This is a genomic window from Murinocardiopsis flavida, from assembly GCF_003014485.1.
Lineage (GTDB): Bacteria > Actinomycetota > Actinomycetes > Streptosporangiales > Streptosporangiaceae > Murinocardiopsis > Murinocardiopsis flavida.
The window spans coordinates 213953-240120 of the sequence record NZ_PYGA01000005.1 but is presented as its reverse complement, the minus strand read 5'-3'; the positions used below and the strand labels follow the sequence as shown (position 1 = coordinate 240120).

Sequence of the window (26168 nt, the reverse complement as noted above, 5' to 3'; positions counted from 1 at the left end):
TCCGGGGCATTGACCGCGGTCCCGCGGCGCAGTATTTTCTAACCGAACGTTCGGTAGGTAATTGGGCGCCCCGCTCCGGGGCGCCGCCGGAAGGACACATCCCATGACGCTCACCGGCACCGCCCCCGCGGGTCCGCGGCAGCGGTTCGACGCGATGATCTCCGGCGAGGAGCGCATCGAACCGCGCGACTGGATGCCCGACGACTACCGCGCGACCCTCATCCGCCAGATCGCGCAGCACGCGCACTCCGAGATCATCGGCATGCAGCCCGAGGGCAACTGGATCACCCGCGCGCCGAGCCTGAAACGCAAGGCCGTGCTCATCGCGAAGGTGCAGGACGAAGCGGGGCACGGGCTCTACCTCTACAGCGCGGCCGAGACCCTGGGCGTCGACCGGGCCGAGCTGCTCGACCTGCTGCACGAGGGCCGCCAGCGCTACTCGTCGATCTTCAACTACCCCACACCCACCTGGGCCGATGTCGGCGCCATCGGGTGGCTGGTCGACGGGGCGGCCATCACCAACCAGGTGCCGCTGTGCCGCTGCTCCTACGGCCCCTACGCGCGGGCCATGGTGCGCATCTGCAAGGAGGAGAGCTTCCACCAGCGGCAGGGCTTCGAGATCCTGCACGTGCTGGCCCGGGGCACCCCGCGGCAGCGGGCCATGGCCCAGGACGCCGTCGACCGCTGGTACTGGCCGTCGCTGATGATGTTCGGCCCGCCCGACTCCGAGTCCGCGCACAGCGGCAAGTCCATGGCCTGGCGGATCAAGCGGTACTCCAACGACGACCTGCGGCAGCGGTTCGTCGACATCATCGCCGAGCAGGTCCGCGCGCTCGGCCTCACCCTGCCCGACCCCGACCTCGCGTGGAACGCCGAGCGGGGGCACTACGACTTCGGCGCCGTCGACTGGGCCGAGTTCACCGCGGTCCTCAAGGGCGACGGGCCGTGCAACCGGCAGCGCATCGAGCACCGCCGCGCCGCGCACGCCGACGGCGCCTGGGTCCGCGAGGCCGCCCGCGCGCACGCCGCGAAGCAGGCCGACCGCGCCGCCGCACGGGAGGCCGCGCGGTGAGCGGCGAGTGGCCCCTCTGGGAGGTGTTCGTGCGCGCCCGCCGCGGCCTGTCGCACACCCACGTCGGCAGCCTGCACGCCGCCGACGCCGGGCACGCGCTGCACAACGCCCGCGACCTCTACACCCGGCGGCAGGAGGGGGTGAGCGTCTGGGTGGTCCCCGCGGCGGCGATCACCGCGTCGGCGCCCGAGGACAAGGCGTCCTTCTTCGACCCCGCCGACGACAAGGTCTACCGGCACCCCACGTTCTACGAGGTGCCCGAGGGGGTCGACCACCTGTGACCACCGGAACCGGGCCGGGCACCGACGCCGCGACGGCCGGCTACCTGCTGCGCCTCGGCGACGACGCCCTCATCGCCGGGCACCGCATGGCCGAGGTCGTGACCCGGGCGCCGCAGCTCGAAGAGGACGTCGCCCTGGCGAACATCGCCCTCGACCTGCTCGGCCAGGCGCGCCCGCTGCTCACCCGGGCGGGTGAACTCGAAGGCGAGGGCCGCGACGAGGACACGCTCGCCTACCTGCGCGACGAACCCGAGTTCCGCAACTGCCTGCTCGTGGAGCTGCCCAACACCGACTTCGCGCACACCATCGCCCGGCACCTGCTGTTCTCCTGCTACGCGCGGGAGCTCTACGCCGCGCTCGCCGCCTCGACCGACGACGTCCTGGCCGGGGTCGCCGGCAAGGCAGTGAAGGAGCTCGACTACCACCGCGACCACGCGGCGCAGTGGACGGTGCGCCTGGGCGACGGCACCGAGGAGAGCGCGGCGCGCATGGCCGCGGCCCTCGACGCGGCCTGGCCGCACGTCGACGAGATGTTCACCGCCGACCCCGTCATCAGCGCCGCCGCGGCGTCGGGCGCGGGGGTCGACCCCGCCGGGCTGCGCCCCGCGTGGGACTCCGCCGTCGACGCCGTCCTCGCGGAGGCCGGCCTGCACCGGCCCGATCTCCCCCCGCAGGCGGGGCCGGGCGGCCGCGGCGGCCGCCACGGGCTGCACACGCAGTCCTTCGGCTTCCTGCTCGCGGAGATGCAGCACGTGCACCGCTCGCACCCGGGGGCGGCGTGGTGAGCGCGCGCGACACGGCGGCCGACGGCCGCGCCGAACGGCTCGCCAAGGGGGTCGCCGACCCGGAGCTGCCGATGCTCACGCTGGGCGACCTCGGCATCGTGCGCGGCGTCGGCCGCACCTCCGGCGGCGCGGTCGAGGTGGTCGTCACCCCGACCTACTCGGGCTGCCCCGCCATGGACGCCATCCGCGCCGACATCCGCGGCGCCCTCGCCGCCGGCGGCATTCCGGACGCCGAGGTGCGCACCGTCCTCTCGCCGCCCTGGACCACCGACTGGATCTCGGCCGACGGCCGCCGCAAGCTCGCCGAGAACGGCATCGCCCCACCCGGGCCCGCGACCGCCCGCACGGGGCCCGTGCCCGTGGCCCTCTCGGTCCGCTGCCCGCAGTGCGGGTCGCCCGACACGCGCCTGCTCAGCCGCTTCGGCTCGACCGCGTGCAAGGCGCTCTACGTGTGCGGCGCCTGCCGGGAGCCCTTCGACCACATGAAGGCGCTGTGACGGCCGGCGGCGCCGCGCCCGGCGGGCCCGCGGTGCTCCCGCGGCAGCGCAGCGCGCACCGGTTCCACGCGCTGCGGGTCGCCGCCGTCGACCGGCTCACGGCCGACGCCGTCACCGTCACCTTCGCCGTGCCGCCCGAGCTGGCCGAGCGCTTCCGCTTCGTGCAGGGGCAGCACCTCACCGTCCGGTGCGAACTCGGCGGGGAGCAGGTGCGCCGCAACTACTCCATCTGCGCCCAGGCGCCCGACGGCCCGCTGCGCATCGCGGTGAAGCGGCTCGACGGCGGGGTGTTCTCCCGCTACGCCAACGACACCCTGCGCCCCGGCGCGGTGCTGGACGTGCTGCCCCCGCTGGGCGGGTTCAACGTCCCCCTCGACCCCGGCGCCGCGCGCACCCATGTGGCGATCGCGGCGGGCAGCGGCATCACGCCGGTGCTGTCGCTCGTCGCGACCACACTCGCCGCCGAGCCGCTGAGCCGGTTCACCCTCGTCTTCGCCAACCGCACGGCGGGCGACGTCATGTTCCTGGAGGAGCTGAACGACCTCAAGGACCGCCACCCCGACCGGTTCCAGCTGCTCAACGTCCTCAGCAGGGAGGCGACCGGCGCGCCGGTGACCAGCGGGCGCATCGACGCCGAGCGGATCGACCTCCTGCTGACCTCGCTGATCCGCCCGGGCGGCGTCGACCACTGGTACCTGTGCGGGCCGTTCGACCTGGTGGAACTGGTGCGCGCGGAGCTGCGCGGCCGCGGCGTCCCCGATGGCGCGGTGCACTTCGAGCTGTTCCACGTCGGCGACGACCCGCCGCCGCCCCGGCGCCGCGCCGAGGGCGCCGCGCCGGGCGCGACCACCAGCGTGCGGTTCACCCTCGACGGCCGCACCAGCACGGTCGACGTCGACGGCGACACCGAGACCGTCCTGGGCGCGGCCCTGCGGGTGCGCTCCGACGCCCCGTTCGCCTGCCGCGGCGGCGTGTGCGGCACGTGCCGGGCGAAGGTCGACGAGGGCGGGGTGCAGATGGCGCGCAACTACGCGCTCGACCCCGCGGAGGTCGCCGCCGGGTACGTCCTGACCTGCCAGTCGCGGCCCGAAGGCGCCGAGGTGGTCCTCGACTACGACGCGTGATACGACGCGTGAGCGCCAGCGGGCCGCGGCGGCGCCGGGGTCACTGCCGCCGGTCGTGCCAGGTGGCCTCGGTGCCGTCGTCGATGTCGCGGTGCCGCCCGCCGTAGAGGGTGTCGTCGGTCCCCTCGTCGAACGCGTCGCGGTGCCCCGCGCGGTAGGTCTCGCGGTCGTCCTCGCCGCCGTGCGTGTAGCCGCTGCCCGGCTCGGTGCCGTCCTCGCGGACCGGGCGCCGGGCGGCGTGCGGCGGGCGCCGCACCGAGCTCGCGCCGACCCCCGTGAGCAGCGTGACGATCGCGACCCCGGCCACGGTGTTGATGGCCGCGGTCGCGACCTGGCTCGGGAAGGCGGCCGACAGGGTGAACGGGGTGACCGCGGCGACGGCGGTGCCCAGCATCACGATCCAGCCGAAGAAGTTCAGCGGGGCCGGCGCGGCGACCAGCAGCAGCCGCAGCAGCCCGGTGGCGAGCAGGGCCGCCAGCGCCGCCATGGCGGCGTAGACGCCGGTACTGGCGTCGCCGAAGTAGCCGGCCTCCTCTGGCGCGAGGACGGGGATGCCCAGCGCCCCGCGCACCAGGAGCGTTCCGACCAGGATGACCAGACCGGCGACGACGGCGGTCGCGATCCCGCCCGCCCAGAGTTTGACGGTGTTGACGTCGCGCCCTTGCATGAGCACCTCCATGCCGTGACCCCTCGATCCGGCGCAGATATCGGTCGAATGCTCCATACCCGATGTTACCTAGAGTAATCACTCCAGGCGAGGATGGTGACCGGGGTGTCAGACGGGGGGAGCGCTCGGCGCCTGCACCGCCGCGGCGATGTCGGCCGCCAGCCCGGGGATCTCGGGCGTGTCGAGAGCGGAGACGGTGACCCGGAGCCCCGGCGGGGAGCCCAGCCGGAACGGCGCGCCGGGGGTCACCGCCCACCCGCGCGCCAGCAGGTCGGCGGTTGCCGCCGCCTCGTCCGCCACCGGGACCCACACGTTCACACCGGAGCGGCCGGCCGCGGCGACGCCGTGCTCCGCCAGGCGGGCGGTGAGCGCGTCGCGGCGCAGCGCGTAGGAGCGCGCGACGGCGGCGACGTCGACGGCGCCGCGCCGCCACAGCTCGGCGAACGCCTCCTGGAGGACGTGGCTGACCCAGCCGGGCCCCATGCGCTGCCCGGTGCGCATCCGGTCGATGGTCGCCCCGTCGCCGGCGACGACGGCCAGGCGCAGGTCGGGCCCGAAGCTCTTGGCGGCGGAGCGCACCACCACCCACTGGCGGGTGGCGCCGCCGACACGGCAGAACGGCAGGTCGGTGAGGCCGAAGCCGTGGTCGTCCTCGATGGTGAGGGTCCGGGGGTGCGGCGCCAGCAGGGCGCGCAGCTCTGCCGCGCGCGCCTCGCCCAGCGCGCCGCCCGACGGGTTCTGCGCCCTGCTGGTGAGCAGCAGGGCGCGGGCACCGGCGCGCAGCGCCGCGGCGGCGTCCTCGGGGAGGGGGCCGTCGTCGTCGACCCGGACCGGCAGCCGCTTCAGGCCGAGTGACGCGAGGAGGTCGTAGAGGCTGGGCCAGCCGGGGTCCTCGACCGCGACGGCGTCGCCGGGGCGCAGCGAGCAGCGCAGCGCCCGGTCGATCCCGTCGAGGGCGCCCGAGGTGACGGCCACGTCGCCGCCGCCGTCGCCGTCGGCGGCGAAGATCTCGTGCGCGGCGGCGGCGAGCGCCGGGGAGATCGGGGGGTCGCCGTACAGCCGGTGCGCGCCGGAACGGGCCCCGGCGACGGCTGCGAGCGCGGCCCCCAGGTCGGGCAGCAGCCGGACGTCGGGGTTGCCGGTGGCGAGGTCGCGCGCCCCGGCGGGGACGGCGCTCGGCCGGACGTCGCGGTGGGCGCTCGCCGCCTGGGCGCGGACCCGGGTGCCGCGCCGGCCGGCGGTCTCGATGAGGCCGCGCTCGCGCAGCGTGCGGTAGGCGGCCGCCACCGTGTTGGGGTTCACCCCCAGGTCGACGGCGAGGTCGCGGATGGGGGGCAGGGGGGTCCCGGTGGCGAGTTCGCCGCCCGTGATGGCGGTCTCGACGCTGTCGGCGATCTCCTGGGAGCGGGTGCCGGTGATGCCCATGGCCCCATTGTCTCAGCCGGTCCCGCCGTCCCCGCTGTCCTCGGCGTCCGGGTCGGCGCCGATCCCGGCGAGCAGGGTCGCCACCAGGCGGGCCGCGGGCTCCGCATCGGAACGGGCCAGCGCGGGGCGGGTGTCGAAGTGGCCGAGGAACGCGTGCTGGAAGCAGGCGCCGAGCAGCAGGGACGCCGCCGCCTCGGGGTCGGTGCGCGCGGGCAGGCGGCCGAGCCCGACCTCCGCGCGGAGGTACGCGGCGACCATCGTGTTCGGGACGTGCGGACCCGCGCCGCGCTGCTTCAGCCCCGCGCGGAACGCGGCCGACAGCCGGGGCTCGGAGATGATCGACGCGGCGGAGGGGAACGCCTCGGCGTAGAAGGCGATCGCAGCGGCGGCGATCCCTTCGAGGGTGCCGCGGACGGTGCCGCTCCCGGCCCGCTGCGACGCCATGGTGATGACGTCGCCCAGCGGGGGCAGGCGCTCCTGGAGCATGTGCAGGAACAGGTCCTGCTTGTCCTGGAAGTGCTTGTAGAGGGTGGCCTCGGAGTAGCCGGCCGCGCGGGCGATCTCCTTGGTGGTGGCCCGCGCGAGGCCGCGCTCGCGCATGACCTGCGCGGCGGCGTCGAGGATCCGGTCGCGTGTGGTCAACGGGCCCCCTTGAATGCTCGTTGGTGGCTGCTTACTATGATCCTAGTGGTGAGTAAGTACTCACTACCCACATCCACGATGGAGGCTGCCATGAAGATCGCCGTGTTCGGGGCCACCGGCGGGACCGGCCGCAGGATCGTCGAGCAGGGCATCGCCCGCGGCCACGACATCACCGCCGCGGTGCGCACACCGGGCGCGTTCGCCGCCGAGCCCGGACTGCACACCGTTGTCACCGACCCCATGGACCCGGAGTCCGCCGCCACCGCGCTCGCGGGCTGCGACGCGGTGGTCTCGGCGATCGGCGGGCGCGGCCCGCTCAACGAGCGCAGCGACGTCATCAGGGACGCCACCCGCGGCATCGGGCACGCCATGGCGGCGACGGGCGTGTCGCGGCTGCTCGTCCTCAGCCAGGGCACCGTCGCCGACGCCGGCGACGGGCCCCTGACCCGGATCGTCGCGAAGCCCATCCTGCGCCGCGTCCTGCGCAACACCCGCGCCGACGCGATCCGCATGGAGGCGCTGCTGCGCGGCGGCGAGCTCGACGCCCTCGACTGGGTGGTGCTGCGCGCCCCGATGCTCACCGACGGCCGCCGCACCGGCCGCTACCGGACGGCGCGCGAGGCGAACGTGCGCGGCGGGATCCGCATCTCCCGGTCCGACCTCGCCGACGCTGTCCTCGACCTGGTCGCCGACCCTGCGGTGTCCCGCGCCGTCATCGGCGCCGCGGCGTGACCGCGCCGCCCGGCGGCGGCTCTGCCGGCAGCAGATCTCCGCAGGGCAGAAACGCTCGCTTCCGCTCTCCCCGCGGCCGCACGCTGGGATGACCGGCACGGGGGCGCCCGCCCCCGGCGGCCGGGACAAGGAGGAGGAAGCGTGTTCTCGACCCAGCCACGACTGGCGGTGGCGGAGACCCCCGCCGCCCCCTTCGACGACCAGATCGCAGGACGGCTGCTGCACGGCCGGATCGTCGTCCTCGGCGAGCAGGTGGACGACGCGATCGCCAACCGCATCTGCGGGCAGCTGCTGCTGCTCGCCGAGGAGGACCCGAAGCGCGACATCACGCTGTGCATCAACAGCCCCGGCGGCTCCGTCAGCGCGGGCATGGCCATCTACGACACCATGCGGTTCATCCCCAACGACGTCTCGACGCTCGCGATGGGCTTCGCCGCCAGCATGGGGCAGTTCCTGCTGTGCGCGGGGACCGCGGGCAAGCGCTACACGCTGCCGCACGCGCGGATCATGATGCACCAGCCGTCGGGCGGCCTGAACGGCACGGCGGCCGACATCTCCATCCAGGCCGAGAACCTGGCCTACACCAAGGAGACCATGCAGCGGCTCATCGCCGAGCACACCGGCCAGAGCAGGGAGGTGATCGCCGAGGACCAGCGCCGCGACCGCTGGTTCACCGCCGAGCAGGCCAAGGAGTACGGGTTCGTGGACCGCGTGGTCGAGAGCGCGGCGGAGCTGGGCGAGGGGGCCCGCGGGTTCGGGTTCAGTGCGGGCGTCGCCGCGGGCAAGGGAGGCGCGGCATGAGCGGGCGCTACACGGTGCCGATGGTCGTCGACCGCAGCCCCGGAGGGGAGCGCTCGTTCGACGTGTTCAGCCGGCTGCTGTCGGACCGGATCATCTTCCTCGGCACCGCCATCGACGACGACGTCGCCAACGTGGTCATGGCGCAGATGCTGTACCTGGACTACGAGAGCAACGAGCGCGACATCCAGCTGTACATCAACTCGCCGGGCGGCTCCACGACCGCCGTCACCGCGATCTACGACACCATGCAGTACGTGCGCGCCGACGTCGCGACCTTCTGCATGGGCCAGGCGTCCTCCGGGGCCGCCGTGCTGCTCGCGTCCGGCGCCGAAGGCAAGCGGGTGGCGCTCCAGCACGCCAGGGTGCTGCTGCACCAGCCGTCGACCCAGGGCCAGGGCGAGGCCGCCGACCTGGAGATCCAGGCGGCCGAGGTGCTGCGGACCAGGGCGGAGCTGGAGGAGATCCTCGCGCATCACACCGGGCAGACAGTGGAGCGGCTGCGGGACGACACCGACCGCGACAAGATCTTCACGGCGCGGCAGGCGCGGGAGTACGGCCTGGTGGACCAGTTGATCGCGACCCGGCAGGTGGCGGCCGACGCCGCGTGACGCGGGCTCCGTGCCGGTCAGACCGCCATGAGCATGGCCTGCGGGCCGGTGCGGGGCGCGGTCGGCGCGGAGTGCCGCGCGGGCGCCGCGAGCTGGGTGTGGAGGTCGCCGACCAGGTCGATGAGCTGGAGGCCCAGCGCGCGGTAGACCGCGGCGAGCACCTCGGACGACGGCTCCTTGCGGCCGCGTTCGATCTCCGACAGGTACGGCAGCGACACCTGGGCGGCCTCGGCGACCTCGCGCAGGGTGCGGCCCTGCTCCAGGCGGGCGCGGCGCAGCGCGGTGCCGACGAGGTCGCGCATGAGCGGGTCGTCGTCGCGGGGATCGGGGACGGCGTGCAGGATGCGATCGGTCATGGTGCCTCCGCTGCCGTCCGCCGGTCGGGTCGTCCCGGCAAGCCTATGCCGCCCCGCGCCCTGCCGCCACGGATCGGTGCGCCCGCCGCACCGGTTCCGCGGGCGGCATAATCGCGGCCCGCTGCGGCCCCGGCCGGGTCCGGCGGTTCACAGGTCGCGCTCCCAGGTCTGGCCGACCAGGTCGGCGCCGAAACTGCGGTGCTCCTCGGAGTGCACCAGCTCGAAGCCGGCCCGCTGGTAGATGTGCCGAGCGCTGGAGAGGACGTCGTTGGTCCACAGCGTCATGCGCTTGTACCCGGCGGTGCGGGCGAAGTCCATGCAGGTGTCGACCAGGCGGCTGCCGATGCGGTGCCCGCGCGCGGCCGGCTCCACGAGCAGCAGGCGCAGTTTCGCGGTGGTGTCGTCCTTGCGGACGCAGAAGACGCTGCCGACGCGTTCGCCATCGAGTTCGGCGATCCACCCGGCGACCCGGTTCGGGTCGGCCGTGCGCGCGTAATCAGCGACGACCTCGGCGATCAGCCCCTCGTAGGTGTGGTCCCAGCCGTACTCCGCGGCGTAGAGGACGGCGTGGCGCTCGACCACCCAGCCGAGGTCGCCCGGCCGCACCGGGCGCAGCAGCACGGTCGCCGGGGGCGGGCCGGCGCCGTCGCCGAGGATGCGGCGGATCTCGGCCATGCCACTGAGCAGCCGGTTCCGGTCGGCGGGGCGCAGCCGGTCGAGCTGCTCCCGCATGGCGGCGTTGGACCGGTCGTCGAGCAGGGCGGCCGCGCGGCCGCCGGCCGTGGTGAGGGCGACGGTCTGGCGGCGGCCGTCGTCGGGGGAGGGTGCCCGGGTCAGCAGCCCGCCCTGTTCGAGCCGGCCGAGCACCCTGCTGAGCTGGGCGGGGTCGATGTCGAGTGCGTCGCGCAGCTCGACCGTCTCGCGGCGCCCGGCGCTGAGGAGTTCGTAGAGGATGCGGCCCTCGGTCAGCGACCAGGGCGAGCCCAGGTGACCGGGGCTGACCAGGCCGACCTGGCGGGTGTAGAAGCGGTTGAACGATCGAAGCTCGGCGACCATGGCGGCACTGGCATGCTGGTTCATGACTACCTCAAGTAATTCATTGACTATGTCAATCAAATTAGCGCGCTCGCGTCCTCCGCACAAGCCGCACGCGTGGTCGGCATTCCGGACTGCGGGCCTTTGTCCCTTCGCCACGTCGGGGGTAGAGAGTCATGAGAGTAAGAGAGTTGAACTTTCCTACTTTCCGACGCAGACTGGGAGAGTGAGAAGGGGGACACCGCAATGGACACCAAGCGCCGTCGTGCCGTGATCCGGCACAAGAACCAGATCACTCTGCCCAAGGACGTCAGTGCTGCCTTGCACATCGGTGAGGGCGACGAGGTCGAATTCGCCATTGGCGAACACGGCGAGGTCAGCCTGCGCGGGCTTGCCCCGATCCCCGCCGACCAGCGGTGGTTCTGGGATGCCGACTGGCAGGCCGGGGAGCGCGAGGCCGAAGCTCAGATCGCCGCCGGGCGGACCACCGTCTTCGATGACGCCGAGGCGATGTTCGACGAGGCCGAAGAGGAGCGCTGAGAGAAGCCGTGGCCACATTCGCCACCACCCCGCGGTTCAAGGCCGACCTCAAGCGGCTCAGCCCAGAGCAGTTCGCACGGTTCCGCAAGGTGGTCACCGAGGAGTTCGCCCCCGACGTCCAAGACGGTGCGTTCCGTCCGGGCCTGCGCGTCAAGGGCGTTCAGGGCGTTCCCGGGGTCTATGAGATGACGTGGGCGCCCGACGGGCGCGCCACATGGCAGTACGGGCCGGAACTCCACCCCGGCAGGCCCCATGTGATCTGGCGCCGAGTAGGCACGCACAAGATCTTCGACCCGGGTCCGCCGTGAACCCGGCCGCCACCGCTGCGCATACCGTGTGAGTCCCGCGCCGACCCGGGACGGATGCCGTCAGGCGGTGCGGCGGTCCTCGGCGGGGGTTTGGTCGGAGCGGCGGGCGATTCGGCCCTGCCGGTCGGCGGGGACCACCAGCGGGGTGCCGGTCACCGGGTCGGGGATCACCGTGCACGGCATCCCGAAGACCTGCTCGACCAGGTCGGCCGTGATGATCTCCGCGGGGTCGCCCTCGGCGACCACCTGGCCGTCCTTCATCGCGATGAGGTGGGTGGCGTAGCGGCACGCGTGGTTGAGGTCGTGCAGGACCGCGACCAGGGTGTAGCCGCGGTCGTGGTGCAGTTCCGCGCACAGGTCGAGGACGTCCATCTGGTGCGCGATGTCGAGGAAGGTCGTGGGCTCGTCGAGCAGCAGCAGCGGGGTCTGCTGGGCCAGCACCATGGCGAGCCAGACCCGCTGGCGCTGCCCGCCCGACAGCTCGTCGACCATGCGCTCGGCGAGGTCGGTCACCCCGGTCGCCGCCATCGCGTCGGCGATGATGTGCTCGTCGCTGCGCGACCACTGCTTCAGGAACTTCTGGTGCGGGTAGCGCCCGCGCGCCACCAGGTCGGCCACTGTGATGCCGTCGGGCGCGATGGACGACTGCGGCAGCAGCCCCAGGCGCCGCGCCACCTCCTTCGACGGGTAGGAGCCGATGACCTGGCCGTCGAGGTGCACGGCGCCGCTGGTGGGCTTGAGCATCCGCGAGAGCGCCCGCAGCAGGGTCGACTTGCCGCAGGCGTTGGGGCCGACCACGACGGTGAAGGACTCGTCGGGGATGGTGATGCCGAGATCGCGCGAGATGACGCGCTGGTCGTAGGCGAGTGTGAGGCGGTCTCCCCACAAGCGGGACGGTTCCGGCATGGTCTCTCCGTAGGTTGGTGGCCGGCGCGGGCCGGCCGGCGGTTCGCGTGGCCTCAGGCGCGGCCGGTACGCCATTCGCGGTGCAGCAGCCACACCAGGTAGCTGCCGCCGAGTACTGCGGTCACCACACCCACCGGGAGCTGGGTCGGCGCGAGCGCCCGCTGCGCGGCGAGGTCGGCGAGCAGCAGCAGGAACGCCCCCATCAGGGCCGACCCCACCAGGGTGGTGCCGTCGGCGTGCGCCAGGCGGCGCGCGGTCTGCGGCGCCATCAGCGCGACGAACGCGATGGGCCCGGCGACGGCGATGGCGACACCGGTGAGCGCGCTCGCTGTGAGCAGCGCGATGGCCTGCGTGGACTGGATACGCACCCCGAGCGACTGCGCGATGTCGTCGCCCATCTCCATGAGCCGCAGCCGCGGGCCGAGCGCGAAGATCACCGGGATCAGCACGCCCGCACCGGCCGCCACGGCGATGACCTGCGGCCAGTCGCGGCCGTTGAGGCTGCCGATCATCCACACCTGCGCCTGGATGGCGTCGTTGAGCTCGGCGCGGGTGATGAGGTAGTCGCGCAGCGACAGCAGCATCGCGCTGATGCCGATGCCGACCAGGATGAGCCGGTAGCCCTGCACGCCGTTCTTCATCGCCAGCAGGTACACCAGGCCGGCGGTGACCACGCCGCCCAGCACGGCGCTGACCGAGGTCGCGACCATCCCGCCGCCGAGGACCAGGATGTTCAGCACGGCACCCGCGGACGCGCCCTGGGTGAACCCGATGATGTCGGGGCTGCCCAGCGGGTTGCGCGACAGGCTCTGGAACACCGCGCCCGCGACACCGAGGGCGGCGCCGACCAGCGCGGCGGTCCACGCCCGCGGCAGCCGCACGCCCTGGACGAAGAACACGTCGAGCCGTTCGCCGCTGCCGACCAGCGCCAGCAGGGCGTCGGGCAGGGCGATGGCGTAGTCGCCGACCATCAGGGAGACGCAGAAGACGGTGACGACCCCCGCGGCGAGTACGCCGTAGACGACGGCCATGCGGCGCCGCAGCCGGAACGACACCCGGCCCCCGGCGAGGCGCATGACGCGCGCCGGCGGGGCCGCGCCCGCGGGGTCGGAGCGGTTCGGCAGTGTGGCGGTCACAGCGAGGCCATCTTCGTGCGGCGGACCAGTGCGATGAAGACGGGGGCGCCGACCAGTGCGGTGATGATGCCGACCTCCAGTTCGCCGTTGGGCAGGACGACCCGGCCGAGTGTGTCGGCGCCGGTCAGCAGGATCGCGGCGAGCACGGCCGAGTAGGGGAGCAGCCACCGCTGGTCGGGGCCGACGATGGCGCGTGCGACGTGCGGGACGGTCAGGCCGACGAACCCGATTGGCCCGGCCGCTGCGGTGGCGCCGCCGCACAGCAGCACGATGGCGAGCGCCGTGACGAGGCGGGTGCGGTTGATGTGCGCGCCGAGCGCAGCCGCGAGGTCCTCGCCGAGGGCGATGGCGTTCAGCGCCGGGCCGAGGAACAGCGCGACGACGATGCCGACGAGCAGGAACGGCAGGATCTTCAAAAAGATCCCGATGTCGCGGCCGACCAGCGAGCCCACCTGCCAGAAGCGGATCTGGTCGAACACGAAGTTGTTGGTGACGATGACGCCGTGGATGAACCCCATGAGCACCGCGCCGACGGCGGTGCCCGCGAGCGCGAGCCGGATGGGGGTGGCCCCGCTGCGGCCGCGCGCGCCGAGGGTGTAGACGGCGACGGCGGCGACGGCCGCCCCGAGGAACGCGAACCACACGTAGGCGGAGACGCTGGTCAGCCCGAAGACGAAGATCGCGACCACGACGGCCGCGGCCGCGCCGGCGTTGATGCCGAGTACGCCGGGGTCGGCGAGCGGGTTGCGGGTCAGCGCCTGCATCAGGGCGCCGGCGAGGCCGAGCGCCATGCCGACGAACACGCCGAGGATCGTGCGCGGCAGCCGGAGTTCGAAGATGACGCTCTGGTCGTACCCGCCGTCGAAGTTCCACAGCGCGTCGGCAACGGTGGCGAGCGGGATGGGCTTGGCGCCGACGGAGACGCTCAGCATGACGCACAGGGCGAGGGCGCCGATCGCGGCGAGCAGCCCGCCGGCGCGCATCAGGTGCACGCGTGCGTGCGCGGAGGTGCGGCGGCGCATCGCGGCCGCGGCGGCCGTGCTGTCGTCGGTGCGGGGGTCGTCGTCGACGGAGGCCAGGCGCTCCAGTGTCATCGCGCGCCGTCCGGGCGCAACCGATGGGCGCGCGGAGAGTGGAGAGGCACCGCATTCCTCCGTAACCGGAAATTTCGAACCGAGCAAAGCCTAACCTAAGTGGATCAGGCGGCGGAACTGGGCGTCGGCCGCACCGGGGCCCGCGGCAGCGCCGCCGCCTGCGGTCGGGCGGCCGCGCGCCGCGCAAGCGCCGCAAGAGAGAAGCGCCGCGTGAGTGCCGCAAAAAGCAGTGCCGCAAAAAGCAGCGCCGCGCAGAAATCGCGTTGCGCGCGGCGGCCCTCTCACGCCATCCTCGGCCCAATGACCACAGCGAATCCCCGGATCACCAGTTCCAGCCCCGCCGACCTGCACGCCACCGGCGGCTACCACCACGTGACCCTCGTTTCGGCCGGCCGCACCGCGCACCTGGCGGGCCAGTGCCCGCTCGACGCGGACGAGAAGATCGTCGCCCTCGGCGACCCCCTGGGCCAGGCCGACCGCACCGCCGAGAACGCGCTCGTCGCCCTCACCTCGGCGGGCGCGCGCCCCGAGGACGTCATCCGCACCGTCGTCTACGTCGCGAGCGACGACCCCGACGTGCTCGCCGAGGTGTGGCACCGGCTCGCCGAGGACTCCCCGATCAAAGCGGCCTTCGTCACAGCGAGCACCCTGATCGGGGTGACCTGCCTGGGCTACCGCGGCCAGCTGGTCGAGGTCGACCTCACCGCCGCGCTGCCCGAGGGGTAGCGCGGCGGCTCAGCTCCGCTCCCCGATGCGCGGGGGCTCGAACGCGCGCATCCGCGGCGGCTCGCCGGAGTAGGCCGCGACCTCCACGAGCACGTGCTGGCCGGTGCACCCCTGGCTGAGCGCCGAGGTGCCGATGTCGGCGGTGAGGACGTTGGGGTTGCCGTGCGCGCAGGTGACATCGGGCGCCGACGGGTCGAACCACGCGCCGGTCGAGAGTTGCGCCACACCGGGCCGCAGGGCATCGCTGACGCGTACCCCGGCCAGGCAGCTGCCGCGGTCGTTGTACACGCGGACGACGGCGCCGTCGGCGAGGCCGCGCGCCGCGGCGTCATCGGGGTGCAGCCGCAGCGGGGCGCGGCCGCCGATCTTCTGCGCGGCGCTGTAGTCGCCCATGTCCTGCTGGCTGTGCAGTTTCCCGCTGGGCTGGTTGGCGATGAGCAGCAGCGGCCATTCCCGGGAGCGCTCGGAGCCGAGCCGCTCCTCGCCGGCCAGCCAGGTGGGGCCGCCGGGGCAGTCGGGGTAGTCGAATCCGGCGATGGTCTCCGAGCGCAGCTCGATGAGGCCGCTGGGGGTCCCCAGCGGGGCCGCCGCGGGGTCGGCGCGGAACGCACCGAGGAGGGCGGTGTCGGCGGCGCGCCCGGGGATGGGCACGCTGCCGGCCGCCCAGAATCCGTCGAACGAGGGCAGGTCGTCGCCGCCGCGTCCGTCGCGCCATTCGTCGTAGACGTGCCGCAGCCACCCGGCGGAGTCGCGCCCCTCGGTGAACTCCTGCTCGACGCCGAGCCGCCGGGCCAGCGCCGCGTAGGTGTCGTACTCGTCGCGCGCCTGCCCGTGCGGGGCGACGGCGCGCGCCATGGCGCGGAGGGTGAGGTCGCCCTGGCTGGCGGCGATGTCGTCGCGCTCCAGGGTGGTGGTCGACGGGAGGACGATGTCGGCGTGGCGCGCCGTCGCCGTCCAGTGGGTCTCGCCGACGACGACGGTCTCGGGCCGCCCGAACGCCGTGCGCAGCCGGGAGAGGTCCTGGTGGTGGTGGAACGGGTTGCCGCCGGCCCACCACACGAGCCGGATGTCGGGGAACACGAGCCGGCTGCCGTCGAAGTCGAACGCCTCGCCCGGGTGCAGCAGCATGTCGCTCACCAGGGCGACGGGGATGAACGACCGCACGGGGTCGGCCCCCTGCGCGAAGCGGGGGATCCCGCCGGGCGTGGCGCCCCCGCCGTAGTTGCCGCTGGAGCCGTACCCGGACGCGAACCCGCCGCCGGGGAGCCCGACCTGGCCCAGGCAGGACGCCAGCGCTAGCCCGGCCCACAGCGGCTGCTCGCCGTAGCGGGCGCGCTGCACCGACCAGCCGACGTTGACCAGTGTGCGGCCCGCCGCCATGCGCCGGGCGAGGCCGCGGATCGCCGCCGCCGGGACCCCCGTGATCCCTTCCGCCCATTCGGGGGACTTCGCGACGCCGTCGGCGCCGCCCATGATGGAGTCGCGCAGGTGGTCGGCTCCGACGGTGTACCGGCCGAGGAATTCGCGGTCGGCCAGCCCTTCGTCGAACAGGACGTGCATGAGCGCGAACATGAGTGCGGTGTCGGTGCCCGGTGCCGCCGGCAGCCACTCGGCGCCGACGTCCTCGGGGGTGTCGTCGCGCAGCGGGCTGACGGAGACGAACGCGGTGCCGTTCGCCGCGGCGGCCCGCATCGCCGGGACGGCGGTCTGCGCCGCGCGGCCCCCCGACGCCACCCAGGTGTTGGAGCCGCGCAGCCCGCCGAAGGTGACCAGCAGGTCGGTGTGCGCCGCGACGGTGTCCCAGGTCGCCGGGCGGCGCAGCAGGTCGCGCGTTCCGTCGGGCCCGATGAGGTGCGGGAGCAGCGACTCGACCGCGCCGTGGCTGTAGGTGCCGACCGAGCGGGTGTAGCCGCCGGTCGTGTTCAGGAAGCGGTGCAGCTGGCTCTGCGCGTGGTGGAACCGGCCGGCGCCGGCCCACCCGTAGGACCCGCCGAACACCGCTCCGTCGCCGTGGGTCTCGCGGACCCGGCGGAGCTCGCGGGCGAGCAGGTCGAGGGCGGTGTCCCAGTCGAGGGCGACGTAGTCGTCATCGGGGTCGCCGCGCAGCAGGTCGGGTCCGGGCCCGTTCTCCAGCCAGCGGCGCCGCACCGCGGGCGTGCCGATGCGGGTGGCGTGGTGCTGGGCCGCGGGGACGTTGGCGATGAGCGGCGCCGGATCGGGGTCGTCGGGCCCCGGGCGCGCCCCGGTGACGGTGCCGTCGCGCACCAGTACCTCGTAGGTGCCCCAGTGCGAACTGGTGCGGTGCGCGGTCGCGGCCCCCTGCTCGGCGGATCCGCCGCCCGCCGCGGCCGGGCCGTCCCCGTGGACATGGTCGTCAGCGTGCGCCATGGTGCGCCCTCCCCCGAATCGCGACACCTGCCCCACCAGGCTACGCGGGTGCGCACCGGCCCCGGGACGCGGCAGGATGGGCGGCGCGGACGTCGATCGGGGGGAGAACGGGATGGATGCGGTGGCTGCGCGGCCGAGGCGGTCGGTCCTTGCGGTGCCGGGGTCGAACCCGCGGTTCATCGCCAAGGCGCGCGACCTCGCTGTCGACGCGTTCTTCCTCGACCTGGAGGACGCGGTCGCCCCGGCGGCGAAGGACGAGGCGCGCGGGCTGGTGGTCCGGGCGCTGGCCGAGGGCGGGTGGGGCGATCGGATCCGCTCGGTGCGCGTCAACGACCTGAGCACGGCGTGGACCTACCGGGACGTCATCGAGGTCGTCGAGGGCGCGGGGGCGCACCTGGACAGCCTGGTGCTCCCGAAGGTCACCGAGGCGGCCCAGGTGCGGTGGCTCGACACCCTGCTCACCCAGATCGAGCGCGCGGTCGGCCTGGAGGTCGGCCGCATCGGCATCGAGGCGCAGATCGAGGACGCCCGCGGGCTGGTCGCCGTCGACGCGATCGCCGCGGCGTCCCCGCGCGTCGAGTCGCTGGTCTACGGCCCCGCCGACTTCATGGCCAGCATCAACATGAAGACCCTCGTGGTCGGCGAGCAGCCGCCGGGGTACGACGTCGGCGACGCCTACCACTACGTCCTGATGCGCATCCTCATGGCGGCGCGCGCCAACGGCCTCCAGGCCATCGACGGCCCCTACCTCCAGGTCCGCGACACGGCGGCGTTCACGCGGTCCGCGCGGCGCACCGCGGCCCTCGGGTTCGACGGCAAATGGGTGCTGCATCCCGCCCAGGTCGACGCGGCGAACGAGGTCTACGCGCCCGACCAGGACGACTACGACCACGCCGAGCTGATCCTGGACGCCTACGCGCACGCGACGACGGTGCAGCGCCGCGGCGCGGTCATGCTCGGCGCGGAGATGCTCGACGAGGCGTCGCGCAAGATGGCGCTGGTCGTCGCCGCGAAGGGGCGCGCGGCGGGGCTGCGCAGGACCCGGGCGTTCAGCCCCGACGCCTGAGCCCTCGCCGCGGCCGGCGCGCACCTCGCCGCCCGCAGAGGTCCTCGGCGATCAGGGCGAGGCCGATGGCGAGCAGCCAGGAGTCCTTCGCCAGCGCGATGCCCTTGCCGGACGGGCGGATGCCGTCGCTCTCGCGGGCCTCGGGGTCGGTGAAGTACAGGCCGAGGAGGCTCGCGGAGAACCCGGTCAGCGCGGCCCCGGCGACGGCGCCGGGCACGAACGGGGCCAGCAGCGCGGCGCCCACCGCGATCTCACCGGTGCTGAGCAGCCGGACGAAGGTCTGCGGGTCCATGTCCTTGAGGAACGGGTAGGCCCTGGCCGCCTCGGCGTGCACGTGGGCGGCGGTGTCGGGGTCGGGATTGCGCTTGCCCAGCCCGGAGTTGAGGATGAACGCGCCCGGGAGCAGGCGCAGCGGCAGATGGTGGGGCCTGGCGTTCGTGCCCATGAGCACTCCAAAGTCGCAGCGGGTTCGGCCGGTCCGCCCTTCGCGGGGCGGCGGCCTCGACCTCTCACGTCTACCCTGTCCGCGCCCCGGATGCAGCTTGCCGCTCCGGTGGGCCGGCCCGGATCGGGCGCGGCGTCCGCCGGGGCCCGCGGCCGAGCCCGGCGCACCGGTCCCCGCGCGCCCCGCCGCCCCGGCGTCCTGGGGCCCGATGACCCGGCCGGGCCGGTCCCGCGGTGGGTCCGGCCGGGCGCACGTGCGGCGCCCCGAGACACGGGGTTAGAATCTGGAGCGATCGCTTAGGTTTTTGCGCCGGGCCGGCACCGCGGGTGCGCCCGGGGCGGAAGGGACGCACACCATGAACGTGCAGGAGACGCTGCGGTCCACCGCGCAGATCACCAGGGCCTTCGGGGAGACGTGGATCCGCGGGCGCGTGCTGGACGACCCGTTCAGCAGGCTCTACCTGCGCGAGGGCATGCTCGACCCGTACCCGGTCCACCGGCGGCTGCGGGCCGCCGGGCCGGTGACCCGCAGCTCGGCCGGAGTGTGGCTGATCACCGGGCACCGGATCGGCGGCGAGGTCCTCCGCGACCCGCGCTTCGGCGTGCGGGCCGAGCCGTACCGGATCGGCGAACCCGGCCCGCTGGAGTACCGCGCGGGCGCCGAACACGACTTCTCGATCATGCACATCGACCCGCCCGACCACGGCCGCCTCCGCCGCATCGCCGCCCCGGCCTTCAGCCCCAAGATGATGCGGCACTACCGCCCGCGCATCGAGCAGGTGACGCACCGGCTGCTCGACGCCGCGCAGCGCAAGGGCGGCTTCGACCTGATGGCCGACATCGCGTCGCCCCTGCCCATCACGGTGATCTCCGACCTCATCGGCGTGCCCGACGGGGACTTCGAGCGCTTCGCCGAGTACGGCAGGGTCGTCGCGCGCTCCATCGACGGCGTCCGCTCCCCGAGGCACGCCCAGGAGCTCGCCCGTGCCACCCGCGACCTGTACGCGCTGTTCGCGGAGCTCGTCCCGGAGCGGGCCGGTTCGGACGGCGACGACGTGATCACCCGCCTCGCCGGCGCGCTCGACGAGGGACGGCTGACACCGGCCGAGCTGCTCTCCCTGACATGGGTGCTGCTCATCGCCGGGTTCGAGACGACCGTCAACCTCATCGGCAACGGCATGCTCGCGCTGCTGGCCAACCCGGGGCAGTGGCGGCTGCTCTGCGAACGGCCCGACCTGGCCCCCAAGGTGGTCGAGGAGGTGCTGCGCTACGACTCGCCCGCGCAGGCCACCATCCGCATCGCCAACGAGCACGTCTGGCTCGCCGGTCAGCGGATCGCCCGCGGCGACCAGGTGTTCGTCCTCATGGGGGCCGCGGGGCGCGACCCCGCCGTCTACCCCGACCCGGAGCGGTTCGACATCACCAGGGAGGACCCCGCTCCCCACATCGCGTTCGGCAGCGGCCCCCACTACTGCATCGGCGCGCCCCTGGCCCGGTTGGAGGGGGAGGTCTTCTTCCGCGCGGTCGCCGAGCGGATGCCCGACCTCGTCCGCCGCGGCCTGCCCACCCGCCGCCGCATGATGTCACTGCGCGGCCTGGCCCACTTCCCCCTATGGCACCCCGCCCCGCGCACCTGACCGCGGCTCGGTGCCGGCCCGAACGACCGGTGGGACGACGGCGCAGATCCCCCGACAAGGACGGACACCCCGCTGACCGCGGTTCTCTTAGTTCGAGTTGTGTCCTTTTTCCAGCTGAATATTTTGGAGTGGTTACATGCCCGCTGACGTGCTCGGGAGTAGCGCTCGAAGGCGGTTTGGTGCGATAGCATTCCGCACACGTTCCGCAAGAGATCATTAGTCACTTAAAGTCTACGTTTTGAACAATAAGCTCCTCGCTCGTTGGTGGCCATCCTGGAATTGGTATGTTGGAACCGAAACTGGCAACATACCATTGATCAATCTGTCGCCTCATTAGAAGAGGGAATGCGCGCAGTTGCATTCCGGGTTCCCAGGAAACTATCTCTCCCTGGGTTTCCATTATTTATTATTACCAATTCATAATCGATTTTGAAGCGGCGCGGTTTCTCTGCGGCCCCCCATGTTTCTGGGTCATACTGACGATAGGCGTCCTTGAATTCGGATAGTTGTGTTGCAAGGAATTGTTTTGAGAGATTACCTTTTGGCCTGGCTTGACTCAGTCGTTCAGCGAGTTCTTCTTGGTTGAGCCCAATGAGACGGGGGTGGCTTTCATTGGCAATAACCCATGCCTGGGACAGTACCGTTCGAGTGTTCTTGTCTATTCTAGGCCAGAGTTCTTTAATTCGACCGAGTTGAACAAGTCCTAACCACTCGCGGGCAGCGGCGACGGGGCCTCCGTCGCCATAATGACTGTTCATGGTTTCAAGTACTATCTGCAAATTTTGTGAAGCCAATTCTGCTAGGCCACTAGCTTCACCGTAGTCGAGTACCCTGCGATAGGCGGAGATGGCAAGGCTGTATAGCTCATCCTCGTGGTGAAGCGATCCGAGAATGAACGCAGCTCGCGCATCATCGGGCATTGAACCGGAGCCGATTATGCATTCGAGACGCCCTTTTGCTTCAACACGCTCTCCGGATTCAATCATCGAAGTAATCTGGTCAAAAACTGTATCCTCTCTCTCTTGGTTCGAAGTAGATTCTTCAGATTTGACTAGCGCCGGGATGATCGTCGGCTGCCCCTTAAGTCTTCTGACTAGTGAATCCAGATTCCAGTTTTCAGAGTTTCCTATATCATAGTAGCTCGTAAGTCGGAACGGTGGAGGTATGTATGCGTAATCAGATGGAGATACTATTACCGGTACAAATTTTGCTGGGTCGCTTTCTGCATGATAAATGTCTGCCGTAATAACCGAACCTTCCCATTTGACACCCACTCCTCGGCCGGGAACTTCCCGGCCAAGATGCCTGCGCAAATAGGTCTCAGTCGCAACAAGGATGACGTAGTCAGAAATTTCAATTTGTTCATACATCCACAATGGCCACGATGGTGGAGGAGGGGCCTCATCAAATAAATCGATCCAAGCATCAATTCCCCTCTTTCGAAGTTCTTGTGCGAGGTTGGCGATTTCGAATCTATGATCTTCGTCATCATGGCTATAGGATATAAAAACTCGTATGAATTCTTTTGTTGTCATATAATCCCAATTATTTGCTTCTGAAATCGAACTTCAAAGCTAATTTCTATGTTCGAAATCATAGCAATGGAATGGGGGTTGAAAATCATGATCTCTTAAATTTCCTGACTGAAACTTTGAAGTAGAATCATGGGATGATTGAATCATTACATTACGTTCACATTTCATGTGATTGAGAAATCACTGAAGGTGAAGAACTCTGTAAGGGTCGTGCTTCGGGTCTGCGCCAAGTGCCTCGATGGTGAAGACGCCATCGCCAATGTCCGCATTGGGCTGCTTTCGGTGGCATACGGCTACATCGGACTGGTGGACGCTCGACGCCACGGCGCGGGTGCTCGCCCTGGTCACCAGGCAAACGCGGTGGTCCGGGCGCGATGGGGCGGGTTCTCACTGCGGGGGGCCGTGTCTCTTACCAACGGCTAACCGTCATGGGCGACGATGAGGGGCATGAGCACTGCGAATCGGATCCTCGTCGCCGATGACGACCGCGCCATCCGGGAGTCGTTGGAGCGCGCCCTTGAGCTGGAGGGCTACGAGGTGCGGACCGTGGGCGACGGTGTGCAGGCGCTGGCCGTCGTGCACAAGGATCCGGTCGACCTGCTGGTGCTCGACGTCATGATGCCGGGGGTCGACGGGCTCGGGGTGTCGCGGGTGCTGCGGGCCGAGGGCGATCGCACCCCCATCCTGATGCTCACCGCCCGGGTCGAGACCCCCGACCGGGTCGCCGGGCTCGACGCCGGGGCCGACGACTACCTGCCCAAGCCCTTCGAGCTCGACGAACTGCTGGCGCGGCTGCGGGCCCTGCTGCGGCGGGCGGCGCCGGTCGCCGAAGGCCAGGCCGGGCAGCTGCTGCACGTCGGCGACCTGCGGTTGGACCCCGAGGCGCGGCGGGTGTGGCGCGGCGAGCGCGAGGTCGAGCTGTCCAAGACGGAGTTCGACCTGCTGGAGCTGCTCGTGCGCAACGCCGGGATCGTGCTCGACCACTCCACGATCTACGACCGCATCTGGGGATACGACTTCGGGCCGGAGTCCAAGAACCTCGCCGTGTACATCAGCTACCTCCGGCGCAAGCTCGAACCCGCCGGGACGCCGCCGCTGATCCAGACCATCCGCGGCGTCGGATACACGATCCGGCCGCAGTGATGTCCGGACCCGCACCGAACGGCGGCGCGGCCGGGCCCGACGCCGCGCCCGGGCCCGGGTCGGCGGCCGGCGGGGAGTCTTCTCGGCAGGGCTCCGCGCCGCACGGGCACGCGCCGCGGACCGGGCGGCGCGCGCGGTGGCCGCGGTTGGACGAGTGGACGCTCGGCGCCCGGTTCGCGCTGATCTTCGCGCTGGTCGCGGCGGTGATCATCGCCCTGCTCGGCTCGCTCGCCTACAGCGCGGCCGCGGCGCTGATCCGCACCGACGCGCAGCAGGACTTCGACAGCACCGTCGAGAACCTCGCGCGCGACGTCCGCAACCAGACCCCGAACCACGACGGATCCGGGTCGCTGCGGCTGCTGGCGTCGGAGTCGTTCACCTACCAGGTGCTCGCGCCCGACGGCTCGCTGTCGTTCCAGTTCCGGCCGCCGCAGCGGCTCGACTACCTGCCGATCGACCTGGTCGACCGCCAGGTGGCGGCCATGGACTCCGTCGCGTCGGTGCGCACCCGCGAGGACACCTCCAACGGGGAGAACTACCGCATCGCCACGGTGTCGCTGGGCGGCGGCACAGGCGCGGTCCAGATCGGCCAGCGGCTGTCGCCGATGGAGAACATGCTGGGCACGCTGGCGCTCCAGATGCTCGCCATCGGCGGCGTGGTGCTCGTCGGTGCGGCGTGCACGGGTTGGCTGATCGCGCGGCGCATCACGGGGCGCCTGGTGCGGCTCACCGAGGCCGCCGAGTACGTCACCTCGACCGGGCGGCTCGACCTGGTGGCGCCCGACCAGGGCGGCGGCAAGGACGAAGTGGGCCGGCTCGGCCGGGCGTTCAACGCGATGCTGGCCCGGTTGACGGCGTCCAAGCAGGACCAGCGCCGCCTGGTGCAGAACGCGTCGCACGAGCTGCGCACCCCGCTGACCAGCCTGCGGACCAACGTCAGTGTGCTCGACCGGCTGGAGCGGCTCTCCCCTGAGGCGCGCCGCCGGCTCATCGACGACTTGCAGGGCGAGACCCGCGAACTCACCGACCTCGTGAGCGAACTGGTCGAGCTGGCGACGGAGACCCGGGCGGACGAGCCGGCCCAGGAGGTGGCGCTGCGCGACGTCGCCGAGCGCGTCGCCGCGCGCTCGGGGCGGCGCAGCGGCCGCGAGATCGTGGTGGACGCCGATGACAGCGCGGTGTTCGGCCGCCCGCAGGCGCTCGAACGCGCACTGTCGAACCCGGTCGAGAACGCGTTGAAGTTCGACCCCGGCGGCGCGCAGCCCGTCGAGATCGTGGTGCGCGGCGGCCGGGTCGAGGTGCGCGACCGCGGCCCCGGCATCGAGCCCGGCGAACTCGCGCACGTCTTCGAGCGCTTCTACCGCGCCACACCGGCCAGGAGCATGCCCGGTTCGGGGCTGGGGCTGTCGATGGTGCAGGAGATCGCGCTCTCCCACGGCGGCAGGGTGTTCGCCTACAACAGGGACGGCGGGGGCCTGGCGATCGGCTTCGACCTGCCCGTCCTGCCGCCGCCCGGCGGCTGACCCCGGGGCGCCCTCAGTCCCGCCCCACCGCCTTCAGCGTCATGTCGGCGAGGGTGTCGGCGTAGGCGTGGGTGAGCGGGCCGGTCTGGAACAGCCAGCGGTAGGTGAGCGGCCCGGTGAGCATCTCGACAACGGTGCGCACGTCGGCGTCGGCGTCGATCTGGCCGGCCTCCTGCGCGGCGCGCAGGCGCGCCTCGTAGGCCGCCCAGCCGGGTTCGAGGGAGCGCGTCCGGTTGCGTTCGGCGAGGGCCTCGTCGATCTGGATCTCGGTGTTGAGCGCGCGGAGGACGGGGCCCAGCCGGGGGTCGGTGAACTCGTCGACAGTGGCGCGCAGGACGGTCTTCAGGTCGGCGGCGATGTCGCCGGTGTCGGGCAGCGCGGGCTCCTCCCCTTCGACCGCCCCCGCCCCTTCCTCGATGGACATCTCGACCGCGTCGAAGAGGACTTCGCCCTTCGACCGCCACCAGCGGTAGATCGTCTGCTTGCCGACGCCGGCGCGCGCGGCGATGCCCTCGATGGTGGTCTTCTGGTAGCCGAGCTCGGCGACCTGCGCCATCGCGGCGTCGAGGATCGCGGTGCGGGAGCGTTCGCTCCGCCGGGAGGAGTCGGGCCTCTTCTCGTATGCCATGGGACGAGACGCTACCAAAAGAACGAACCGAGACGTTTCGTCTTGACAAGGAAAAGAACTTGCCGCATCGTGTTCTTGGCGAGACGATGCGTTTCGTCGCACCGGACGGACGAGACGGAAGAGAAGGAGGCCCCCATGCCTACTGGACGCAACAACATGCTCGGAATCGGCGGACAGCGCAGCAAGCACTCGAAGAGCGCCCTGCGCGGCGCCCCGGCCAAGGGGCAGCGCGGCGGCGGCGACGCCCAGGCGGCAAAGCGCGAACTGCTGCGGAAGATCCAGGAACGGTCCCGGAACGGACCCGGGCAGGGCAGCGGCGGCAACGAGGCGTCGTGACCCCGCGCGACCGGACGCGGCGCGGCCGGTCGGCAACGGGCGGAGGCCCCGCACGGCACCGCCGTGCGGGGCCTCAGCGCTGTTCGGGCCCCGCCTTGTCCTCGTCGAGCTGGTCGCGGAGCTCGTCGATGACCAGCAGGTCGCGGCGGACCCGGGACGTCCGGTAGGTCACCCGGCCGGCGATGTGCGCCGCCACCGGCACCGTCAGCAGCTGGAAGAGGGCGACCAGCAGCAGGATCCCCACCTGGGGGTCCGGCGCCAGCCGCAGGCCGATCCCGATCAGGATCAGTATCAGCCCGAGGATCTGCGGCTTCGCGGCGGTGTGCAGCCGCGAGAGCAGGTCGGGGAACCGCACCAGCCCCACACCGGCGGCGAAGGACAGCAGCGCCCCGCCGAGCAGGCAGCCCAGCGCGACCCACTCCAGGACGGTCTCCATGGTGCTCACCGGTCCTCCACGTCTTCGAGCGGTTCCGGCGGGGCCGATTTCTCCTGCTTCGCGACGAACCGCGACACGCTCACCGAGCCGACGAACCCGAGGAGAGCGAGCACCAGCAGGATCGGCAGCACCGAGGCCTCGCGGTGATAGGCGCCGTACGCGCCGATCCCGGCGATGGCGCAGGCCAGCAGCACGTCCAGCGAGATGGAGCGGTCCAGGATCGACGGGCCGAGCAGCAGCCGGACCATGCTCAGCAGCGTGGCCGCGCTGAGCAGCAGCGCGATCGCGATCCACATG

30 protein-coding genes are annotated in these 26168 nt (G+C 71.9%); 16 read left to right on the top strand and 14 right to left on the bottom strand.

Features of this window, described 5'->3' with window-relative positions; all coding sequences use genetic code 11:
• The first annotated feature begins 103 nt into the window (after positions 1-103).
• Genes paaA through paaE form a run of 5 tightly spaced genes read left to right on the top strand, consistent with a single transcriptional unit; the run spans position 104 to position 3759 of the window.
• On the top strand, positions 104-1072 hold the full coding sequence (gene paaA, locus CLV63_RS09785; protein ID WP_106582610.1) for a 1,2-phenylacetyl-CoA epoxidase subunit PaaA: 969 nt from the start codon (positions 104-106) through the stop codon (positions 1070-1072).
• Positions 1069-1353, top strand: coding sequence for a 1,2-phenylacetyl-CoA epoxidase subunit PaaB (gene paaB, locus CLV63_RS09780; protein WP_106582609.1), 285 nt, complete (start codon positions 1069-1071; stop codon positions 1351-1353). The genes paaA and paaB overlap by 4 nt, the downstream gene beginning before the upstream one ends.
• The gene (gene paaC, locus CLV63_RS09775) at positions 1350-2138 is read left to right on the top strand and encodes a 1,2-phenylacetyl-CoA epoxidase subunit PaaC (RefSeq protein WP_106582608.1); all 789 of its coding nucleotides are present in this window, start codon (positions 1350-1352) and stop codon (positions 2136-2138) included. Before paaB ends, paaC begins: the two co-directional genes overlap by 4 nt.
• A complete protein-coding gene (paaD, locus tag CLV63_RS09770; protein ID WP_245928685.1) occupies positions 2132-2635 on the top strand; it encodes a 1,2-phenylacetyl-CoA epoxidase subunit PaaD in 504 nt (167 codons plus the stop codon). Before paaC ends, paaD begins: the two co-directional genes overlap by 7 nt.
• Positions 2632-3759: a 1,2-phenylacetyl-CoA epoxidase subunit PaaE gene (paaE, locus tag CLV63_RS09765; protein ID WP_245928684.1), complete on the top strand. Its 1128-nt coding sequence runs from the start codon at positions 2632-2634 to the stop codon at positions 3757-3759. The genes paaD and paaE overlap by 4 nt, the downstream gene beginning before the upstream one ends.
• 40 nt (positions 3760-3799) lie before the next feature.
• On the opposite strand, the gene CLV63_RS09760 is transcribed toward paaE, so the two are convergent.
• The 3 genes from CLV63_RS09760 to CLV63_RS09750 form a co-directional block, all read right to left on the bottom strand.
• Positions 3800-4438, bottom strand: coding sequence for a DUF6069 family protein (locus CLV63_RS09760; protein ID WP_106582607.1), 639 nt, complete (start codon positions 4436-4438; stop codon positions 3800-3802).
• Between the two features lie 96 nt (positions 4439-4534).
• The gene (locus CLV63_RS09755; RefSeq protein WP_106582606.1) at positions 4535-5851 is read right to left on the bottom strand and encodes an aminotransferase class I/II-fold pyridoxal phosphate-dependent enzyme; all 1317 of its coding nucleotides are present in this window, start codon (positions 5849-5851) and stop codon (positions 4535-4537) included.
• Positions 5852-5863: 12 nt separating this feature from the next.
• On the bottom strand, positions 5864-6493 hold the full coding sequence (locus CLV63_RS09750) for a TetR/AcrR family transcriptional regulator (RefSeq protein WP_170134189.1): 630 nt from the start codon (positions 6491-6493) through the stop codon (positions 5864-5866).
• Positions 6494-6583: 90 nt separating this feature from the next.
• Between CLV63_RS09750 and CLV63_RS09745 the strand changes: the two genes are divergently transcribed.
• The 3 genes from CLV63_RS09745 (at position 6584) to CLV63_RS09735 (ending at position 8634) form a co-directional block, all read left to right on the top strand.
• On the top strand, positions 6584-7225 hold the full coding sequence (locus CLV63_RS09745) for an NAD(P)-dependent oxidoreductase (protein ID WP_106582605.1): 642 nt from the start codon (positions 6584-6586) through the stop codon (positions 7223-7225).
• Positions 7226-7366: 141 nt separating this feature from the next.
• The gene (locus CLV63_RS09740; RefSeq protein WP_106582604.1) at positions 7367-8026 is read left to right on the top strand and encodes a ClpP family protease; all 660 of its coding nucleotides are present in this window, start codon (positions 7367-7369) and stop codon (positions 8024-8026) included.
• Positions 8023-8634 (top strand): ATP-dependent Clp protease proteolytic subunit, encoded by a 612-nt coding sequence (locus CLV63_RS09735; RefSeq protein WP_106582603.1) that lies wholly within the window; start codon positions 8023-8025, stop codon positions 8632-8634. Before CLV63_RS09740 ends, CLV63_RS09735 begins: the two co-directional genes overlap by 4 nt.
• A gap of 17 nt (positions 8635-8651) precedes the next feature.
• On the opposite strand, the gene CLV63_RS09730 is transcribed toward CLV63_RS09735, so the two are convergent.
• Both CLV63_RS09730 and CLV63_RS09725 read right to left on the bottom strand, forming a co-directional pair.
• Positions 8652-8990 carry a helix-turn-helix domain-containing protein gene (locus CLV63_RS09730; protein WP_106582602.1) on the bottom strand — a complete coding sequence of 113 codons (339 nt, stop codon included), beginning with the start codon at positions 8988-8990 and terminating at the stop codon, positions 8652-8654.
• A 147-nt stretch (positions 8991-9137) separates the two neighbouring features.
• A complete protein-coding gene (locus CLV63_RS09725; RefSeq protein WP_106582601.1) occupies positions 9138-10070 on the bottom strand; it encodes a bifunctional helix-turn-helix transcriptional regulator/GNAT family N-acetyltransferase in 933 nt (310 codons plus the stop codon).
• A 201-nt stretch (positions 10071-10271) separates the two neighbouring features.
• On the opposite strand from CLV63_RS09725, the gene CLV63_RS09720 reads away from it, so the two are divergent.
• Complete coding sequence (locus CLV63_RS09720; RefSeq protein WP_245928683.1) at positions 10272-10565, top strand: AbrB/MazE/SpoVT family DNA-binding domain-containing protein; 294 nt, start codon at positions 10272-10274, stop codon at positions 10563-10565.
• An 8-nt stretch (positions 10566-10573) separates the two neighbouring features.
• Positions 10574-10873: a hypothetical protein gene (locus tag CLV63_RS09715; protein WP_245928682.1), complete on the top strand. Its 300-nt coding sequence runs from the start codon at positions 10574-10576 to the stop codon at positions 10871-10873.
• A gap of 60 nt (positions 10874-10933) precedes the next feature.
• On the opposite strand, the gene CLV63_RS09710 is transcribed toward CLV63_RS09715, so the two are convergent.
• From CLV63_RS09710 to CLV63_RS09700, 3 genes are read right to left on the bottom strand one after another with little or no spacing between them, the layout of a single operon-like run.
• Complete coding sequence (locus CLV63_RS09710) at positions 10934-11779, bottom strand: ABC transporter ATP-binding protein (protein WP_106582600.1); 846 nt, start codon at positions 11777-11779, stop codon at positions 10934-10936.
• 53 nt (positions 11780-11832) lie between these two features.
• The gene (locus CLV63_RS09705; RefSeq protein ID WP_394339755.1) at positions 11833-12915 is read right to left on the bottom strand and encodes a FecCD family ABC transporter permease; all 1083 of its coding nucleotides are present in this window, start codon (positions 12913-12915) and stop codon (positions 11833-11835) included.
• A complete protein-coding gene (locus CLV63_RS09700) occupies positions 12912-13937 on the bottom strand; it encodes a FecCD family ABC transporter permease (RefSeq protein ID WP_245928694.1) in 1026 nt (341 codons plus the stop codon). Before CLV63_RS09700 ends, CLV63_RS09705 begins: the two co-directional genes overlap by 4 nt.
• Positions 13938-14309: 372 nt before the next feature.
• Here CLV63_RS09700 and CLV63_RS09695 point away from each other — a divergent pair, with 372 nt between their 5' ends.
• On the top strand, positions 14310-14735 hold the full coding sequence (locus CLV63_RS09695) for a RidA family protein (RefSeq protein ID WP_106582598.1): 426 nt from the start codon (positions 14310-14312) through the stop codon (positions 14733-14735).
• Between the two features lie 9 nt (positions 14736-14744).
• Here the strand turns inward: CLV63_RS09695 and CLV63_RS09690 are convergent, their stop codons facing one another.
• Positions 14745-17123, bottom strand: coding sequence for a molybdopterin-dependent oxidoreductase (locus CLV63_RS09690; protein ID WP_106582597.1), 2379 nt, complete (start codon positions 17121-17123; stop codon positions 14745-14747).
• 112 nt (positions 17124-17235) lie between these two features.
• On the opposite strand from CLV63_RS09690, the gene CLV63_RS09685 reads away from it, so the two are divergent.
• A complete protein-coding gene (locus CLV63_RS09685; protein WP_106582702.1) occupies positions 17236-18189 on the top strand; it encodes an HpcH/HpaI aldolase/citrate lyase family protein in 954 nt (317 codons plus the stop codon).
• On the opposite strand, the gene CLV63_RS09680 is transcribed toward CLV63_RS09685, so the two are convergent.
• The gene (locus tag CLV63_RS09680) at positions 18173-18634 is read right to left on the bottom strand and encodes a hypothetical protein (RefSeq protein WP_106582596.1); all 462 of its coding nucleotides are present in this window, start codon (positions 18632-18634) and stop codon (positions 18173-18175) included. The genes CLV63_RS09685 and CLV63_RS09680 overlap by 17 nt on opposite strands.
• Positions 18635-18989: 355 nt before the next feature.
• Between CLV63_RS09680 and CLV63_RS09675 the strand changes: the two genes are divergently transcribed.
• A complete protein-coding gene (locus tag CLV63_RS09675) occupies positions 18990-20270 on the top strand; it encodes a cytochrome P450 (RefSeq protein ID WP_106582595.1) in 1281 nt (426 codons plus the stop codon).
• A 317-nt stretch (positions 20271-20587) separates the two neighbouring features.
• On the opposite strand, the gene CLV63_RS09670 is transcribed toward CLV63_RS09675, so the two are convergent.
• Positions 20588-21805: a toll/interleukin-1 receptor domain-containing protein gene (locus tag CLV63_RS09670; protein ID WP_106582701.1), complete on the bottom strand. Its 1218-nt coding sequence runs from the start codon at positions 21803-21805 to the stop codon at positions 20588-20590.
• Between the two features lie 447 nt (positions 21806-22252).
• Between CLV63_RS09670 and CLV63_RS09665 the strand changes: the two genes are divergently transcribed.
• Together CLV63_RS09665 and CLV63_RS09660 are read left to right on the top strand one after the other, a co-directional pair.
• Entirely contained in the window at positions 22253-22948 is a 696-nt protein-coding gene (locus CLV63_RS09665; protein ID WP_106582594.1) for a response regulator transcription factor, read from the top strand.
• Positions 22948-24471, top strand: a complete 1524-nt coding sequence (locus CLV63_RS09660; protein WP_394339754.1) for a sensor histidine kinase — start codon at positions 22948-22950, stop codon at positions 24469-24471. The genes CLV63_RS09665 and CLV63_RS09660 overlap by 1 nt, the downstream gene beginning before the upstream one ends.
• A gap of 13 nt (positions 24472-24484) precedes the next feature.
• Here CLV63_RS09660 and CLV63_RS09655 read toward each other — a convergent pair whose 3' ends face one another.
• A complete protein-coding gene (locus CLV63_RS09655; protein ID WP_106582593.1) occupies positions 24485-25099 on the bottom strand; it encodes a TetR/AcrR family transcriptional regulator in 615 nt (204 codons plus the stop codon).
• A 135-nt stretch (positions 25100-25234) separates the two neighbouring features.
• On the opposite strand from CLV63_RS09655, the gene CLV63_RS09650 reads away from it, so the two are divergent.
• The gene (locus CLV63_RS09650) at positions 25235-25435 is read left to right on the top strand and encodes a DUF6243 family protein (RefSeq protein ID WP_211301232.1); all 201 of its coding nucleotides are present in this window, start codon (positions 25235-25237) and stop codon (positions 25433-25435) included.
• Between the two features lie 73 nt (positions 25436-25508).
• On the opposite strand, the gene mnhG is transcribed toward CLV63_RS09650, so the two are convergent.
• Positions 25509-25871 (bottom strand): monovalent cation/H(+) antiporter subunit G, encoded by a 363-nt coding sequence (gene mnhG, locus CLV63_RS09645; RefSeq protein ID WP_106582699.1) that lies wholly within the window; start codon positions 25869-25871, stop codon positions 25509-25511.
• Positions 25872-25876: 5 nt separating this feature from the next.
• The gene (locus CLV63_RS09640) at positions 25877-26167 is read right to left on the bottom strand and encodes a monovalent cation/H+ antiporter complex subunit F (RefSeq protein WP_342751374.1); all 291 of its coding nucleotides are present in this window, start codon (positions 26165-26167) and stop codon (positions 25877-25879) included.
• Between the last annotated feature and the right edge of the window lies 1 nt (position 26168).

Coding starts and splice junctions, on each gene's coding strand:
- paaA (WP_106582610.1), top strand. CDS start 104: ATGACGCTCACCGGCACCGCCCCCGCGGGTCCGCGGCAGCGGTTCGAC.
- CLV63_RS09760 (WP_106582607.1), bottom strand. CDS start 4,438: ATGGAGGTGCTCATGCAAGGGCGCGACGTCAACACCGTCAAACTCTGG.
- CLV63_RS09755 (WP_106582606.1), bottom strand. CDS start 5,851: ATGGGCATCACCGGCACCCGCTCCCAGGAGATCGCCGACAGCGTCGAG.
- CLV63_RS09745 (WP_106582605.1), top strand. CDS start 6,584: ATGAAGATCGCCGTGTTCGGGGCCACCGGCGGGACCGGCCGCAGGATC.
- CLV63_RS09735 (WP_106582603.1), top strand. CDS start 8,023: ATGAGCGGGCGCTACACGGTGCCGATGGTCGTCGACCGCAGCCCCGGA.
- CLV63_RS09730 (WP_106582602.1), bottom strand. CDS start 8,990: ATGACCGATCGCATCCTGCACGCCGTCCCCGATCCCCGCGACGACGAC.
- CLV63_RS09725 (WP_106582601.1), bottom strand. CDS start 10,070: ATGAACCAGCATGCCAGTGCCGCCATGGTCGCCGAGCTTCGATCGTTC.
- CLV63_RS09720 (WP_245928683.1), top strand. CDS start 10,272: ATGGACACCAAGCGCCGTCGTGCCGTGATCCGGCACAAGAACCAGATC.
- CLV63_RS09710 (WP_106582600.1), bottom strand. CDS start 11,779: ATGCCGGAACCGTCCCGCTTGTGGGGAGACCGCCTCACACTCGCCTAC.
- CLV63_RS09700 (WP_245928694.1), bottom strand. CDS start 13,937: ATGCGCCGCCGCACCTCCGCGCACGCACGCGTGCACCTGATGCGCGCC.
- CLV63_RS09695 (WP_106582598.1), top strand. CDS start 14,310: ATGACCACAGCGAATCCCCGGATCACCAGTTCCAGCCCCGCCGACCTG.
- CLV63_RS09690 (WP_106582597.1), bottom strand. CDS start 17,123: ATGGCGCACGCTGACGACCATGTCCACGGGGACGGCCCGGCCGCGGCG.
- CLV63_RS09685 (WP_106582702.1), top strand. CDS start 17,236: ATGGATGCGGTGGCTGCGCGGCCGAGGCGGTCGGTCCTTGCGGTGCCG.
- CLV63_RS09680 (WP_106582596.1), bottom strand. CDS start 18,634: ATGGGCACGAACGCCAGGCCCCACCATCTGCCGCTGCGCCTGCTCCCG.
- CLV63_RS09675 (WP_106582595.1), top strand. CDS start 18,990: ATGAACGTGCAGGAGACGCTGCGGTCCACCGCGCAGATCACCAGGGCC.
- CLV63_RS09670 (WP_106582701.1), bottom strand. CDS start 21,805: ATGACAACAAAAGAATTCATACGAGTTTTTATATCCTATAGCCATGAT.
- CLV63_RS09665 (WP_106582594.1), top strand. CDS start 22,253: ATGAGCACTGCGAATCGGATCCTCGTCGCCGATGACGACCGCGCCATC.
- CLV63_RS09660 (WP_394339754.1), top strand. CDS start 22,948: ATGTCCGGACCCGCACCGAACGGCGGCGCGGCCGGGCCCGACGCCGCG.
- CLV63_RS09655 (WP_106582593.1), bottom strand. CDS start 25,099: ATGGCATACGAGAAGAGGCCCGACTCCTCCCGGCGGAGCGAACGCTCC.
- CLV63_RS09650 (WP_211301232.1), top strand. CDS start 25,235: ATGCCTACTGGACGCAACAACATGCTCGGAATCGGCGGACAGCGCAGC.
- mnhG (WP_106582699.1), bottom strand. CDS start 25,871: ATGGAGACCGTCCTGGAGTGGGTCGCGCTGGGCTGCCTGCTCGGCGGG.
- CLV63_RS09640 (WP_342751374.1), bottom strand. CDS start 26,167: ATGTGGATCGCGATCGCGCTGCTGCTCAGCGCGGCCACGCTGCTGAGC.